We start from the raw sequence: 14,102 nt of genomic DNA, 5'->3' as shown, positions 1-14,102 counted from the left end.
CACCCTCCGCCCGATGTAGACGACGGATCTCGGCCCAGTCCTCCACCGACAACACCCCCTCAGCGTCGTCCAGAAGGGGTCAATCCCAATCCGACGTCAGGGGGTCAGTCTCAGCCCGTCGTCGACAGCGTCAGCCTATTGGGTGACGGGACGAATGAGACGTAGCGACGCGGCCACCCTCCGCGATCAGCAGTCGTGGACGTGTTCTGGCAGATCGTGCGCGATGGCGCCCCGCTGCTGACTCTGCTCGCCATCCTGGCCACCCTGCGAGGACAACGGGTGATCAACGCCAACGCGGCCCGCGAGAGGTACAGCCAGGCGCGAAATGAGGCACTCATGGTCATCTTGAGCCCCCGCGTGCCTAGCGGCGGTGTGTACATCGGCGGGGCGCTGCGCTGGGACCCAAGCGTGCTGAGCCTCGTGCTGGAGGTAACGGGCACGTCCCCGATCGTGAAGGTCGAGTCCGTGCTGGTCGATCCGTCTCCGGTCGACTCTTCGGACAAGATCGTCTCCGACTCGCCGAAGACCATGTCCGTGATGAAGGCGGGCGCCGAAGAGTCGATGCAGACGATCACCAACGCTGCGGGGGACGACGGCTACATGTGGCGCGTCACCTGGGAGGACGCGCATGGCTACGTCTGGCGGAACTACTACGACCTGCGCGAGGGCAAGACCACGGGCCTGGTGCTGTTCCAGTCACCGGCAGGAGGTTCACCGATCACCGATCCTCGGTGGTGGCAGCGGTGGAGGAACGGCGTCCTCCCGTACGACAACTGGGCCCCTCGCCGGGAGTCTTGAGCTACCCGCCGAGCCCCTGCTCGACCTCGCGCACGGCCTTCTGGACGTGTCGTACGGCCCGCCGGATCTCCATCGGCAGCACTCGCCCGTTGGCCAGCTCTGTGCAGGCTGCGGAGAGCACATGGCTCACCGCGGCGCGAAGCGGTCGAGGCAGCTCCGGCATCGACCGGACGACCTCGGCCGTGGCCCGGAACTCGCGCGCCTGCTCGGCCGCGATCTCGTCGTAGTACTGCCCCTCGGGCATGGTGCACCCCCGCGTGGATCGGCTTCTGAATCGGCCTGCGGGGGAAGCGCAGGAGGCACACGCTAGCTGGCCCGCGGTACACCTGCACCGGCTGCTTCGGGACACGGTGCAGCGCGATGGAGCAGCCCTGGTGCGGTCCGGTGCAGTCCTCCGGACGCGCCACCGCCCGGCCGTCAAAGAGGAGCGACCGGGCGGTGAAGCTGCCACGAGTCAGGACCCGTTGAGGCCTGGCGCCAGAAGATCAAGACGTCACGCTCTGTTGATGACGGCCTGGCGCCAGACGAAGCCAGGCCGGTGATCAGTCTGGCGCCAGACAAAGCCAGTTGATCTCTTCGCGCGGACCCCATGGGGTGGGGTTTCCTGCCGCTGGAGACCTTCTGGCGCCAGGCGAAGCCAGGTACACAGAGCGTGACGAGTTGATCAGCGCATGGTCCACGTTCCGGAGGGCGGCTTCTTGCTCGCGGTGCAGGCCTTGGTGATGACCCAGGCCAGCCAGATGCAGAGCAGGATGACGACGAGAGAGTTCATGATCAGTCCTCTGGTTCGGACGGTCAGTCGGTTGTCGTGCCGGGAGGCTCAGAGCCCGTGGATGTGCGCCTGTCCCGAGGCCTGCACCGAGGCCGGTACACCTGCACCGCCGTCGTGCAGATCGGCGATCGGGAGGGCATCGACGAGCAACGTCGCGAGCCGGACGACGTCGGGCGGGTAGATGTAGATCGGCTCGGCCGACAGGTCGGTGACGACCTCGATCAGCGCGGCCCTGGGAGAGACCTCTTCGCCGTCGAGCGTCATGATCCGCACCGCCCCCGGCGAGAGCACCGCGACCGTGACGGTCCGGTCCGGCTCGACGAGCAACGGGAAGCTGCCGACCTCGGTGCGGCTCCACCCGGCGCGGTTCATCGGCACACCGCCAGCAGGACGATCACGGCGAAGGCGGTGAGGGTCAGGGTCAGGATGATGGCGAGCCGTCGGCTCGATCCGTCCTCGATCCGGCTCTGGTTCGCCGGACGCTTTCGAGGATGCTTGGCCACGGGGCAGCTCCTTGTAGCTGCTCAAGGGCCCTGGCTCAGCGGTGAGGTCGCTGGCCGGGGCCCGCCTCATCGGCCTGGGCGCTAGGTGCCTAGGGCGACATCGACGACCGCGACGACTGGGTCTGCCGCCCGCACCGGCCCGGTGACATCGCCTCCGCGCTGAAGGGCGGGAGGCTCACCCGGGCGAACCGCATCGGCAAGACCATGTGGTGCGACACCGAGACCGCCGACGGCGAGGCGGGCCCCGCGCTCGGCGTGCACCTCGGGATGGGCGGACGGATCGTCGTCACCGACTCCGACGGTGAGCGCATCGGCGGCGGTCCCGCCCGCCCCGACCGGCAGCCGCGCAAGGCCGAGTGGGACCGGTTCACCCTGACCTTCGACGACGGCGGGCAGTTCCGGCTGTTCGACAAGCGCCGTCTCGGCCGGGTCCGGCTCGACCCCGACCTGTCCGGTCTCGGCCCCGACGCAGAAGGCATGCGGCCCGCCGAGTTCCGCGACCGGCTGCTGCGCGGCACATCGGCGGTCAAGGCGCGGCTGCTCGACCAGTCCGTGCTGGCCGGCGTCGGGAACCTGCTGGCCGACGAGACGCTGTGGCAGGCGCGGATCTCGCCGGAGGTCCCGGTGCGCGACCTGACCCGCACCGACCTGGACCGGCTGCACCGCAACCTCGACCGCGCGCTGGAGCGGGCCATCGCGAACGGTGGCGTGCACACCGGTGAGGTCATCGAGCACCGGCACCCGGGCGGGCACTGCCCGCGCTGCGGGGCCGAGATGGTGCACGGGACCGTCGGCGGGCGGTCGACCTGGTGGTGCCCGCAGGAGCAGGTCTGAACCGTGGCGGACCGAGCCGGCGCGCTGGGGGTGCTGGAACGGGACCGGCGTCGCATCGCCGCGGGTTCCGCGCGGCCGGGTGCTGACCGACCTGTGCGTCGCCGGACGGTGACATCTGCGGGGATTCGCTCACCCGGTGAGCGAATCCCGCGGACACACCCTCCCGGGGGCCGTGCACAATCACCCCATGCCGGACGCGTCCGACACCGCTCTGCTCCACCTCGACCGCGGCCTCGTGCGCGCCGACGACACCCCACCCGACCCCGCGGCCCAGCGCCGCGCCCACACCCTGGTCCGCACCGCCCGCGGTGCCCGGTGGGTCGTCCCCGCGCTGCTGCTCGTCGTGCTGGTGCTCGCCTTCACCCCGGTGGCGGGGGCGGCGTTCCGGGTGGCGGCCGTCGTCGTTCTGGTCGGGGCCGTGGCCGCGGTGCTGCTGCTGACCCGCGCTGCCGCCGTCGCGCACGCCACGGCAGGGCTGCCGGTGCCGATCGAGATCACCGGGAAGGTCGCGACCGCGATGCGTGCCGTGCTCGCGATGACCGGTGCGCTGCGCACCCACCGGAGGGCCGACGCCGCCGCCGAGGGGGTCGCGCTGCTGCGACGGTGGACGACGGCGACCGAGGCACTGCGCGCGGCGTGGCTGCGCGACGACATCGGCGCCTGGCACGACCACGCCCGCACTCTCGCCGCGGCGGGGGAGCGGGCCACGCGCATCACCGGCGACCTGACCGGCGCCGGGACACCGGACGGGGACCCCGCGGCCTGACCGGCGCCGGGTGGTGCCCGCCGGGTCAGGCCGCGGCGGTGTCCGGTCGCCGGGTCCGCCGGGCGAGCACCAGCGACAGCACCGTCACCCCGGTGAACGCGAGCGCCGCGCCCAGCGTCCACCCGGCGACCACGTCGGAGAGCCAGTGCACACCCAGGTAGATGCGGGTGGACCCGACGGCGCCCGCCCACAGCACCGCGCACGCGGTGAGCAGCACCCGGCCGCGCGTGCGCAGCACCGGCCACAGCACGAGCACAAGCGTCGTCCAGGCGGCGGCGACCATCGTCGCGTGCCCGGACGGCAGCGACTCGTTCGCCACGGCCATGACCTGCAGGTCCGCCGGCGGGCGGGCCCGGTCGAGGATCCGCTTGACCACCGTGAACACCACGCTCGCGACGAGCGGCACCGCGGCCAGGCACAGGCCCGCGGCGGCCCGGCCGCGTACCGCGAGGACTGCGCCGCCGACGAGCGCGACCGCCGTGCTCCCGACGGTGTTGCCGAGCTCGGTGACGACCAGCGCCACCACGGTGATCCCCGGGGCCCGGTCCGCGGCGAGCCCGACCGCGGTCTCCGTGTCGCCGGTCTGGAACGCACCCGTCCACGCCAGGGCGATGAGCACCGCGGCGAACACGAGCAGGACCGCAGCGACCGGACCGGTGACGCGGGCCCGCAGCGGGGCCGACCGTAGATCGTTCACCGGGCGATTCTCACCCGGCGGGACGGCGCCCCGCCGGGTGAGGGGACTCAGCGGCCGCGCCAGGCGCGGTAGCGACCGATCAGCGCGGCGGTGGACGTGTCGAGACCGGCCTCGGCGGCGTCCGGCGGGTTCGGGTCGTAGAGCGCGGGGCCGAACTGCCTGGCCATGACCTTGCCGAGCTCCACGCCCCACTGGTCGAAGGAGTCGATACCCCAGATCGTGCCCTCGACGAAGGTGACGTGCTCGTAGAAGGCGATGATCTGCCCCAGCACCGACGGGGTCAGCTTCTCGGCCAGGATCGTCGACGACGGCCGGTTGCCCGGCATCACCTTGTGCGGCACGACGTCGGCCGGGGTGCCCTCGGCCTCGATCTCCGCGGCGGTCTTGCCGAACGCCAGCGCCGCGGACTGGGCGAACAGGTTCGCCATGAACAGGTCGTGGGAGTCGGCCGCGTCCTCGCCGGGCAGGTCGTGGTGCGGACGGGCGAAACCGATGAAGTCGCACGGCACGAGCCGGGTGCCCTGGTGCAGCAGCTGGTAGAACGCGTGCTGGCCGTTGGTGCCCGGCTCGCCCCAGAAGATCTCGCCGGTGGTCGTGGTGACCGGGGTGCCGTCGCCGCGCACGGACTTGCCGTTGGACTCCATGGTCAGCTGCTGCAGGTAGGCGGGCAGCCGGTGCAGGTACTGCGAGTACGGCAGCACCGCGCGGGTGTCGGCGCCGAAGAAGTTCGCGTACCAGACGCCGAGCAGCCCGGAGATCACCGGCAGGTTCTGCTCGAGCGGGGTGCGCCGGAAGTGCTCGTCCATGGCGTGCATGCCGGCGAGGAACTCCGCGAAGTGCTCGCGGCCGATCGCGCACATCAGCGACAGCCCGATCGCCGAGTCCAGCGAGTAGCGGCCGCCGACCCAGTCCCAGAAGCCGAACATGGTGTCGGTGGAGATCCCGAACTCCGACACCTTCTCCGCGTTCGTGGAGACCGCGGCGAAGTGCCTCGCGACGGCCCCGGTGTCGTCCGTGCCGAGCCCGGACAGCAGCCAGGACCGCGCGTTGCGGGCGTTGGTCAGCGTCTCCTGGGTGGTGAAGGTCTTGGACGAGACGACGAACAGCGTGGTCGCCGGGTCGAGGTCGCGGGTCTTCTCGTACAGGTCGGTCGGGTCGATGTTGGACACGAACCGGCACTCGAGGTCGCGCAGGGCGTAGTCGCGCAGCGCCTCGTAGGCCATGACCGGGCCCAGGTCGGAGCCGCCGATGCCGATGTTGACCACCGTGCTGATCCGCTGCCCGGTGGACCCGGTCCACGCCCCGGAGCGCACGGCGTCGGTGAACTCGCCCATCCGGTCCAGGACGGCGTGCACGTCGGCGACGACGTCCTGGCCGTCGACGGTGAGCGACGCGTCGCGCGGCAGCCGCAGCGCCGTGTGCAGGACGGCCCGGTCCTCGGAGGTGTTCACGTGCTCACCGGTGAACATCGCCTCGGTGCGGGCGGGCAGCCCGGCGGCCCGCGCCAGGTCCGTCAGCAACCCGACGGTGTCGCGGGTGATGCGGTGCTTGGAGTAGTCGAGCACCAGGTCGGCGCCGGTGGCGGTGAGCGCGTCGGCGCGGTCGGGGTCGTCGTCGAACAACGACCGCAGTGGCCGCGGCTCGACCTCCGCCGCGTGCTCGGTCAGCGCCGTCCACTCCTGCGTCGCCGTGATGTCGTGGCTGTTCGTGTCGGACACGCGGGCCATCATCGCGCAGCACCCGGTCCCGAGCGCAGCGGCACGGAGCGGCGGCGCGTCACTGGGCCGCTCGGGCGTACCGCCCGGCGTACACGACGGGCTCCGGGACGAGCGGCCTGTCCGGATCGCCGGACTGCAGCCCGCGCCGACGATCGGTGACCTCGCGCGGAGTGACCGTTCGCTCACTACGACAAGGGGGTGACGGCCGTCCGGTACGGGCGACGCTCCGTGCTCGCGACCTGCGGCGATGTGTCAGCGGGGCGACCGCTCGTCCGGTCGTGCCGCACAACGCACCGGCCACAGTGCCCCCGGTCGGGTGACATGCGGTGTCGTGCATCTCGTCGCGCGGTGCGGCCGTTTCGTCGCGCAGAGTCGCTGAACCGGGGGAAGTAGCACGTTCGTGCGCTTAGGGTCTTGTGCATTCCGTAGTGACGAGCTCACCCGCGGTGATCATCTCGTACCTGGAGGAACCGTGTACCGCTCCCTGACCGGAACCCCGCGCGACGTCGCGCTGCTCGTCGGCCGCCTGCTGCTCGCCTACATCATGGTCATGCACTCGTGGAAGAAGATCGACGCCGGTCTGTTCGACACCGCGACCGTGTTCGCCAAGTTCGGCATCCCGCTGGCCATCGGTGCGGCGTCCTTCACGATCGTCGTGGAGCTGGTGTTCTCCCTCTCGGTCGCCCTCGGTCTGCGCATGGTCGTGCCCGGTGCGCTGATGACGTTCGTGATGGCCGGCGCGATCTGGTTCGTCCACGGCAAGAACGGCCTGTTCATGGCCGACAACGGCTGGGCGCTGGTCGGCACGATCATCTGCGCCATGCTGATCCTCATGTCGTCCGGCCCGGGCCGGTTCAGTGTCGACGAGCTCCTGTCCCGCCAGGCGGTCCGCCGCATGGAGCAGACCCAGGCGATCCCGCGCCAGACCGTCTCGGTCTGACCCGTACCTCCCGGCCCGCCCGCGCGCCCCGAAGCCGGGCGGGCCGGTGACCCTCCTCCCGGCCCGCCCACGGGCGCGACCACGGCCCGCACCCCGACGCCACGGGGTGCGGGCCGTTCGCCTGTCCGGCGCTAACCTCCGCGGGTGAGCCAGGAGAGGACGACGGAGGGGCGGGCGCTGCCCCGGCTGACCGCGATCCGGTACGTGACCCCGCTGCGCGAGGGCGGGTCGCTGCCCGGGCTGATGGAGGCCGACGACCTCGGCACCTACGCGGTCAAGTTCGCCGGCGCCGGGCAGGGCCGCCCGGTGCTGGTCAACGAGATCGTCTCCGGGGAGCTCGCCCGCGCACTGGGCCTGCCCGTCCCGCGGATCGCGACGATCGTCGTCGACGGGACGCTCGGGCGCACCGAGCCCGACGAGGAGGTCCAGGAGCTGCTCCGGAACTCCGACGGGCTCAACCTGGCCGTCGACTTCCTGCCCGGGGCGCTCGACCTGGACCCGGTCGCGTTCGACGTCGGGCCCGGGTTCGCGGGTCGGGTGCTCTGGTTCGACGCGCTCGTCGGCAACGTCGACCGCTCCTGGCGCAACTCGAACATGCTGCTCTGGCACCGCGGGCCCTACCTGATCGACCACGGCGCGACCCTCACCTTCGCCCACGACTGGTCGGCCGCGCCGCGGTTCGCGCACCGCCCGTTCGACGCCGGCGACCACGTGTTGCTCGGCGCGCACCCCGACCTCGACGCCGCCGACACCGCGCTCGCCCCGCTGGTCACCCCGGAGCTGCTCGAGGAGGTGCTGGCGCTGGTCCCCGACGAGTGGATCGCCGACGTCGACGGCGTCGGCGGCCCCGATGCCGTGCGCGCCGCCTACGTGCAGGCTCTCGCGGCCCGGGTCGCGGCGCGCGGGGACTGGCTGCCGGGCGTCGCCGCGACGGTGGCGGCGGGCAGGCCGCGGCCGGTCGACCGTGCCCCGCGCCGTCCACCGTGGCTGCGGATCGGCGGCGTCGGCGGCGGGGAGGGCCGGTGAGCGGCCTCGTCGCCTACGAGTACGCGCTGCTGCGGGTCGTGCCGCGGGTGGAGCGCGGGGAGTCGATGAACGCCGGCGTGCTGCTGCACTGCCGGGCCCGCGACGTCCTCGCGGTGCGGGTCCACCTCGACCGCGCCCGGCTGGCCGCGCTCGACCCGACCGCCGACGCCGACGCCGTCGAGGAGCTGCTGGGGACCGTGGCCGCGGTGGCCGCGGTGCCCGAGCCGCCGCGCTCGGACCGGCACGCCACCGGCGCGCTGGCCGCACGGGGACCCGGCGCGGGCGAGGACATCGGACGCCGCTTCCGGCGTCTCACGACCGCGCGCAGCACCATCGTGTGCCCCGGGCCGGTCCACACCGGACTCACCGCGGACCCCGCCGCGGAGGCCGAGCGGCTGCTGGCCCGGCTCGTCCTTCCGCTGTCCTAGGACCGCACGGCTCCGGCCGGAGCCCCGGGACGCACGACGGCGCCGTCCGGTCACCCGGTACGGCGCCGTCGGGTGTGGACGGGCGTCAGGAGGACGCGGCCCGCCCGGCGTTCTCGATGGAGTCGGCGAGCTGCTGCTCGCTCAGCATCGGGAAGAAGCCGCGGAAGTCCTGGTCCTGCACACCGCTCCAGTCGTAGACCTGGGTGACCGTGGTGCCGTCGCCCTCGGGCTCGAGGTGCCAGGTGTAGGTGTGGCCCTCGGCGCGGACGTCGCCGATCTTGTCCTTCTTCGCGTCGATCGGGTGCATCGCCGGCGCCCAGCCGATCACGCGGTCCTTCTCGAAGGACGTGACGGTGTTCTTCATCTGGTAGTCGCCGAGGTCGCCGTTGTGCATGTTCATCACGAACTCGTCGCCGACGCCGCCGAGCTCGGTCGTCCCCTCGACGCCGCGCAGCATGTCGGCACCGTCGATCTCCTGATGCCGGGTGGGGGTCGACAGCAGCGCGAACAGCTGCTGCGGGGTGGATCGTGGGCGCGTGGTCGCCGACGTGGAGGCCGCGCTCGCCGCGGTGCGCCGCGGACCGACGGGGCGTCCTCGCGGGGCGTAGTCTGCTGCCCACCACAGGTGATCACCCGGGCACGGGTGGTCCCCGTCGTGCCGCGCCACACCGACGCCGCGCACGGCCCGTCCGCGACCGGGGGAGTACGACGATGTCCGAGGCCGACGACCGCACCCGAGAGATGAGCCGGGAGACCGCCCGGCCGCGTCCCCGCAGCGGGGTGAACCCCGGTCGGCTGTGGGCCGGCGGTGTGGCGACGGCGGTGATCGCCGCGCTGATCGCCCTGGTGGGGCTGCTGATCCTGCAGGTCCTGCTGCAGATCCCGTACCTGGCCCCGGCCGTCTCCGAGCCGCTCGACGGCTGGGCCGCGGCGCAGAGCCTCGCGATCTGGGCGGCGGTCGCCGGGCTGGCGGCCACCGGGCTCGCGCACCTGCTGCTGGTCGCGGTACCGAGCCCGATGTCCTACTTCGGCTGGATCGCCGGGCTGCTCACCGCGCTGGCCGCGGTGTCCCCGCTGATCCTCACCGAGCAGCCCTGGACCGTCCGCATCGCCACCGCGGTGATCCACCTCGTCATCGGGATGTCGATCATCAGCCTGGTGACGACGACGGTCACCAGCGCCACGAACCGGGCCTGAGCTCAGGCGTCGACGGGGACCCGGGCGTCGCCCAGGCGGACCGGCAGCGTCCGGTAGCCGCGCAGCACCCGGGTCCCGCGCAGCTCGGCGGGCCCGTCGGTGCGCAGATCGGGGTAGCGGTCGAACAGCGCCCGCAGCCCGACCTCGCCCTCCATCTTCGCCAGCGCCGCGCCCAGGCAGTAGTGGATCCCCTGGCTGAAGGCGACGTGCCGGTCCGCGCCCGCGCGCCCGACGTCGAACCGGGCGGGGTCGGGGAACACCTCGGGGTCGCGGTTCGCACCGCCGAGGTGGGTGAGCACCAGCGCGCCCCGGCGCACCGGGTAGCCGCACACCTCGGTGTCGCGCGCGGCGACGCGGCCGGTGCGCTGGACGGGGGAGTCGACGCGCAGGACCTCGTCGACGGCGTTGGGCCACAGCGCCGGGTCGGCCTGCAGCCGGGCGAGTTCGTCGGGATGGGTCAGCAGCAGCCGGGTGCCGTTGCCGATGAGGTTCACCGTGGTCTCGAACCCGGCGGCGAGCAGCAGCATCGCCAGCGACAGCAGCTCGTCGTGGGTGAGCCGGCCCTCCTCCTCGTCGTAGGCGGCGACCAGGGAGGACAGGATGGAGTCGTTGGGCTCGCGGCGCAGCCGCTCGAAGTGCCCGGTCATCCAGTCGGTGAGCGCGTCGATGTCGCGCTCGGACCGGCGGAACGTCGCGTAGTCCAGGCCCATGTCGAGGGAGTAGGCCCCGCCCTCGCCCCACTCGAGGAACTTCTCCCGCATCTCCACCGGGGCGCCGAGCATCTCGGTGATGACGGTGGCCGGCAGCAGTGAGGCGTAGCCGGAGATGACGTCGGTGCGCCGGTCGGCGCCGGCCCGGGTCTCCAGGTCCGCGAGCAGCTGTGCCGCGATCTCCTCGGTGCGTCCGCGCAGCGACGAGATGGCCTTGGCGCTGAACGAGCGGGTGACCAGCTTGCGGATCCGGTTGTGGTCCGGTGGGTCGATCGACAGCAGCGACGGCGGCTCGGCCGGCCCGAGCGGCCAGGTCCCGCCCGCGGCGAGCAGCGCGCGCAGCAGTCCCGGCGCGTTCTCCGGCATGCGCAGGCCGACGCAGAAGTCGGGGCTGCGCAGCACCTCGGTGGTGATCTCGTGGTCGACCGTGGTCCAGGTCAGCGCGGAACGCACCATCCGACCCTGACCGCGGATCTGCTCGTAGGCCGGGTACGGGTCCCGGACCGCGTCCGGGTTGATGATCATGTGCGCGCCCAGGTCACCCTTGGCCGCCTGGCGGGTCACCTCCCGCCGCATCGCCCCGTGCCGCAGCACCCACCGGATCCACCGTCGTACGCCCCGCGATGCCGCCATCCCGGCCTCCCCGCCTCGTCGTCGAGCCCGAAGCTACCAGGGGTAAGTTACCGCGGGTAGGTACGATTCCGGCCCCGGCGGACGGTGGTCCGGACCCCACCCGGTACCAATGGTGGGTGACCGCCGTCGGGGAGCCGCGCCTGCTCGCGGTCAGTGACCTGCACGTGCGCCACGCGGAGAACGCCGACATCGCCGCGGGGCTGCACCCGGGACACCCGGGGGACTGGCTGATCGTCGCGGGTGACGTCGACGAGCGGATCGAGAGCGTCGTCGCGACGCTCGCCGTGCTGCGGGAGCGTTTCGCGCAGGTGCTGTGGACCCCGGGCAACCACGAGCTCTGGACCCGCGCCAGGAACGCCCGGTCCGACGCGGTCGAGCAGCTCGCCGGCGTCGCCCGCTACGACGAGCTGGTCCGCCGCTGCCGGGAGGTCGGGGTGCTGACCCCGGAGGACGCGTGGCCGGTGTGGGACGGCCCGGGCGGACCGGCCGTCGTCGCGTCGCTGTTCGTGCCCTACGACTACTCGTTCCTGCCCGCCGGCACCACGACGCCGGAGGAGGGGCTGGCCGCGGCCCACGCCGCCGGCGTCGTCTGCACCGACGAGTACCTGCTCCACCCGGCCCCGTACGCCACACGGGCCGAGTGGTCCGCGGCCCGGGTGGCGTCGACGGCGGCCCGCCTCGACGCGCTCGACCCGGACCTGCCGACGGTGCTGGTCAACCACTGGCCGCTGGTCCGCGAGCCCTGCGACGTCCTCTGGTACCCGGAGTTCGCGCTCTGGTGCGGCACGACGGCGACGGCGGACTGGCACCGCCGGTACCGGGCGCGGGTGGTCGTGCACGGCCACCTGCACATCCCGCGGACGGTCACCGTCGACGGCGTCCCGTTCGTCGAGGTGTCGCTGGGCTACCCGCGGGAGTGGCGACGTCACTCCGAGCGGGTCGGCGGCCACTTCCCGGACCTGTTGCCGCGCACGGTGTTGCCTGCATCATAGTTAGGTAAGGCTTACCTTGTTATAGCCTCGGGGGTCCGTCGACACCCGAGGAGAACGATGACTGCGCTGCGCGTCGCCGTGATCGGCGCCGGTCCGGCCGCCGTCTACGCCGCCGACACCCTGCTGAAGTCCGACGCCGACGTCACCGTGGACCTGTTCGAAAAGCTGCCCGCCCCGTTCGGGCTGGTCCGCTACGGCGTCGCCCCGGACCACCCGCGGATCAAGCAGATCGTGCACGCCCTGCACCGCGTGCTCGACCGCCCCGGCGTGCGGCTGTTCGGCAACGTCCACGTCGGGACCGACATCACCCTGTCCGACCTGCGCGACCACTACGACGCGGTCATCGCGGCCACCGGCTGCGAGCGGGACCGGGACCTCGACGTCCCCGGCGTCGACCTGCCCGGCAGCCACGGCGCCGCCCGCTTCGTGCAGTGGTACGACGGCCACCCCGACGTGCCCCGGGACTGGACGCTCGACGCGTCGTCGGTCGCGGTGATCGGCGCCGGGAACGTGGCCCTGGACGTCGCCCGGATCCTGGCGAGCACCGCCGAGGGCCTGTCGGGCACCGAGATCCCGGACTCGGTCCACGCCGGGCTCGCGGTCAACCCGGCCACCGACGTGCACGTGTTCGCCCGCCGCGGGATCGCGCACGCCCGGTTCAGCCCGATGGAGCTGCGCGAGCTCGACCACGTGCCGGGCGTCGAGGTGGTCGTCGACCCGGCCGACGTCGAGTTCGACGACGTCGCCGCCGCCGAGGTCCGCTCGGCCAAGCACGTCGAGATGGTGGTGCGGACCCTGCAGGGATGGGCGCTGCGCGACCGGCGCGGCGACCCGCGCCGGGTGCACCTGCACTTCCTCTCGCGCCCCGAGCGGATCCTCGGCACCGACCGCGTCGAGGGCATCCGGATCGAGCGCACCGAGTACACCGGCCACGGCGACGTCCGCGACACCGGCGAGTTCACCGACATCCCGGTCGGTGCGGTCTACCGGGCGATCGGCTACACCGGCTCGCACCTGGCCGGGCTGCCCTTCGACCACGAGCGCGGTGTGCTGCCGCACCGCGAGGGGCGGGTGCACGACATCGACGGCCAGGAGATGCCCGGCGTCTACGCCGTCGGCTGGATCAAGCGCGGCCCGGTCGGGCTGATCGGGCACACCAAGGGCTGCGCCTCGGAGACCGTCGCGAGCCTGCTGGCCGACGCGCCGCAGCTGCGCCGGGCGCCCCGTCGCGACCCGGCCGAGGTCGACGCGCTGCTGGAGCGCCGGGGCGTGGCGTACACGACCTGGACCGGCTGGCTCGCGCTCGACAAGCACGAGCGCGGCCTCGGCGAGGCACGCGGCCGCGAGCGGACGAAGGTCGTGCCGCGCGAGGACATGGTGGAGATCAGCAGGACGGGATGACCCTCCGGCCCACGACGCCGGATGCCGGGGTGGGTGGTCGCGGAGCCCCGCGGCCGCCCACCCGATCACTCCCGGGGGTCCCGCGGCGCGGGCAGTGCCCGCGGGGGCCGACGCCCGACCGGTTCGCGCCGTCCCCGCTCCCGCGACGGGACGAACAGCCACCACAGGATCCACAGCCCCGGGCCGCTGGTCAGCAGGATCGCGGTGGCCAGCCAGCCGTCGCGCCACAGGGCGCCGGCGACGATCCAGCCCGCGATCCACACCACCATCGCGACGAGCCGGATCCGGATGCGACGACCGTGCTCGACCGTCAGCGGCTCGGTCAGGTCGGTGACGACCTGGACCCGTTCGCGACGGCGGCGGCCCATGCCTCCCGACGCTACGCGGGCCTAGCCTCGCGTGCGCTCCCCGAAGCGGCGGCGGAACTTCTCGACCTGGCCCGCGGCGTCGAGCACCCGGGCGTTCCCCGTCCAGAACGGGTGCGACGCCGACGTCGTGTCCACCTTGATCAGGGGATAGGTGTTCCCGTCCGACCACTCGACGGTCTCGCGCGAGGTCTCGGTCGACCGGGTCAGGAACTCGTCGCCGGTGGACGTGTCGCGGTAGACGACCGGGCCGTACGGGGGGTGGATGCCGGGCTTCACGGTGTTCCTCCTGCGTCGCGGGTGTTACCGTCGACTGTAATCG

The 14,102-nt window shown here is 72.8% G+C and carries 18 protein-coding genes; 9 read left to right on the top strand and 9 right to left on the bottom strand.

All coding sequences use genetic code 11. The annotated features are described in order from the left end of the window. The first annotated feature begins 195 nt into the window (after window positions 1-195). Window positions 196-798 (top strand): hypothetical protein, encoded by a 603-nt coding sequence (locus tag WHI96_RS13140; protein WP_345648633.1) that lies wholly within the window; start codon window positions 196-198, stop codon window positions 796-798. Between the two features lies 1 nt (window position 799). Here the strand turns inward: WHI96_RS13140 and WHI96_RS13135 are convergent, their stop codons facing one another. The 3 genes from WHI96_RS13135 to WHI96_RS13125 all read right to left on the bottom strand — a co-directional run bounded on the left by WHI96_RS13135 (window position 800) and on the right by WHI96_RS13125 (window position 2,073). Continuing rightward, entirely contained in the window at window positions 800-1,042 is a 243-nt protein-coding gene (locus WHI96_RS13135) for a hypothetical protein (RefSeq protein ID WP_345648635.1), read from the bottom strand. A 576-nt stretch (window positions 1,043-1,618) separates the two neighbouring features. Beyond that, window positions 1,619-1,942: a hypothetical protein gene (locus WHI96_RS13130; protein WP_345648638.1), complete on the bottom strand. Its 324-nt coding sequence runs from the start codon at window positions 1,940-1,942 to the stop codon at window positions 1,619-1,621. After that, on the bottom strand, window positions 1,939-2,073 hold the full coding sequence (locus WHI96_RS13125) for a hypothetical protein (RefSeq protein WP_345648641.1): 135 nt from the start codon (window positions 2,071-2,073) through the stop codon (window positions 1,939-1,941). Before WHI96_RS13125 ends, WHI96_RS13130 begins: the two co-directional genes overlap by 4 nt. Window positions 2,074-2,172: 99 nt before the next feature. Between WHI96_RS13125 and WHI96_RS13120 the strand changes: the two genes are divergently transcribed. Continuing rightward, window positions 2,173-2,907 carry a DNA-formamidopyrimidine glycosylase family protein gene (locus tag WHI96_RS13120; RefSeq protein ID WP_345649197.1) on the top strand — a complete coding sequence of 245 codons (735 nt, stop codon included), beginning with the start codon at window positions 2,173-2,175 and terminating at the stop codon, window positions 2,905-2,907. Window positions 2,908-3,094: 187 nt separating this feature from the next. After that, entirely contained in the window at window positions 3,095-3,673 is a 579-nt protein-coding gene (locus WHI96_RS13115; protein WP_345648644.1) for a hypothetical protein, read from the top strand. A gap of 25 nt (window positions 3,674-3,698) precedes the next feature. Here WHI96_RS13115 and WHI96_RS13110 read toward each other — a convergent pair whose 3' ends face one another. Both WHI96_RS13110 and pgi read right to left on the bottom strand, forming a co-directional pair. Beyond that, entirely contained in the window at window positions 3,699-4,370 is a 672-nt protein-coding gene (locus WHI96_RS13110; RefSeq protein WP_345648647.1) for a phosphatase PAP2 family protein, read from the bottom strand. A gap of 47 nt (window positions 4,371-4,417) precedes the next feature. Continuing rightward, window positions 4,418-6,088, bottom strand: a complete 1,671-nt coding sequence (gene pgi / locus WHI96_RS13105) for a glucose-6-phosphate isomerase (RefSeq protein ID WP_345648648.1) — start codon at window positions 6,086-6,088, stop codon at window positions 4,418-4,420. A gap of 472 nt (window positions 6,089-6,560) precedes the next feature. Between pgi and WHI96_RS13100 the strand changes: the two genes are divergently transcribed. The 3 genes from WHI96_RS13100 to WHI96_RS13090 all read left to right on the top strand — a co-directional run bounded on the left by WHI96_RS13100 (window position 6,561) and on the right by WHI96_RS13090 (window position 8,482). Continuing rightward, the gene (locus tag WHI96_RS13100) at window positions 6,561-7,028 is read left to right on the top strand and encodes a DoxX family protein (protein ID WP_345648650.1); all 468 of its coding nucleotides are present in this window, start codon (window positions 6,561-6,563) and stop codon (window positions 7,026-7,028) included. Between the two features lie 144 nt (window positions 7,029-7,172). Then, window positions 7,173-8,054: a HipA family kinase gene (locus WHI96_RS13095; protein ID WP_345648651.1), complete on the top strand. Its 882-nt coding sequence runs from the start codon at window positions 7,173-7,175 to the stop codon at window positions 8,052-8,054. Next, window positions 8,051-8,482 (top strand): DUF3037 domain-containing protein, encoded by a 432-nt coding sequence (locus WHI96_RS13090; RefSeq protein WP_345648653.1) that lies wholly within the window; start codon window positions 8,051-8,053, stop codon window positions 8,480-8,482. Before WHI96_RS13095 ends, WHI96_RS13090 begins: the two co-directional genes overlap by 4 nt. 85 nt (window positions 8,483-8,567) lie before the next feature. On the opposite strand, the gene WHI96_RS13085 is transcribed toward WHI96_RS13090, so the two are convergent. After that, window positions 8,568-9,164 (bottom strand): SRPBCC domain-containing protein, encoded by a 597-nt coding sequence (locus tag WHI96_RS13085; RefSeq protein ID WP_345648656.1) that lies wholly within the window; start codon window positions 9,162-9,164, stop codon window positions 8,568-8,570. 29 nt (window positions 9,165-9,193) lie between these two features. Here WHI96_RS13085 and WHI96_RS13080 point away from each other — a divergent pair, with 29 nt between their 5' ends. Continuing rightward, window positions 9,194-9,679: a DUF6069 family protein gene (locus WHI96_RS13080; RefSeq protein WP_062395952.1), complete on the top strand. Its 486-nt coding sequence runs from the start codon at window positions 9,194-9,196 to the stop codon at window positions 9,677-9,679. Between the two features lie 2 nt (window positions 9,680-9,681). On the opposite strand, the gene WHI96_RS13075 is transcribed toward WHI96_RS13080, so the two are convergent. After that, the gene (locus WHI96_RS13075) at window positions 9,682-11,022 is read right to left on the bottom strand and encodes a cytochrome P450 (RefSeq protein WP_345648660.1); all 1,341 of its coding nucleotides are present in this window, start codon (window positions 11,020-11,022) and stop codon (window positions 9,682-9,684) included. Window positions 11,023-11,138: 116 nt separating this feature from the next. Between WHI96_RS13075 and WHI96_RS13070 the strand changes: the two genes are divergently transcribed. Both WHI96_RS13070 and WHI96_RS13065 read left to right on the top strand, forming a co-directional pair. Beyond that, window positions 11,139-12,014, top strand: a complete 876-nt coding sequence (locus WHI96_RS13070) for a metallophosphoesterase family protein (RefSeq protein ID WP_345648663.1) — start codon at window positions 11,139-11,141, stop codon at window positions 12,012-12,014. A gap of 57 nt (window positions 12,015-12,071) precedes the next feature. Then, entirely contained in the window at window positions 12,072-13,415 is a 1,344-nt protein-coding gene (locus WHI96_RS13065; protein WP_345648666.1) for an FAD-dependent oxidoreductase, read from the top strand. 65 nt (window positions 13,416-13,480) lie between these two features. Here WHI96_RS13065 and WHI96_RS13060 read toward each other — a convergent pair whose 3' ends face one another. Both WHI96_RS13060 and WHI96_RS13055 read right to left on the bottom strand, forming a co-directional pair. Next, window positions 13,481-13,783, bottom strand: coding sequence for a hypothetical protein (locus WHI96_RS13060; RefSeq protein WP_345648668.1), 303 nt, complete (start codon window positions 13,781-13,783; stop codon window positions 13,481-13,483). A gap of 21 nt (window positions 13,784-13,804) precedes the next feature. After that, window positions 13,805-14,059, bottom strand: a complete 255-nt coding sequence (locus WHI96_RS13055; protein WP_020624102.1) for a type B 50S ribosomal protein L31 — start codon at window positions 14,057-14,059, stop codon at window positions 13,805-13,807. Between the last annotated feature and the right edge of the window lie 43 nt (window positions 14,060-14,102).

Source organism: Pseudonocardia tropica, assembly GCF_040105315.1.
In the GTDB taxonomy this organism is placed as follows: domain Bacteria; phylum Actinomycetota; class Actinomycetes; order Mycobacteriales; family Pseudonocardiaceae; genus Pseudonocardia; species Pseudonocardia alni.
The sequence above is the reverse complement of the archived record's forward strand: the minus strand, read 5'-3'. Positions and strand labels throughout refer to the sequence as shown.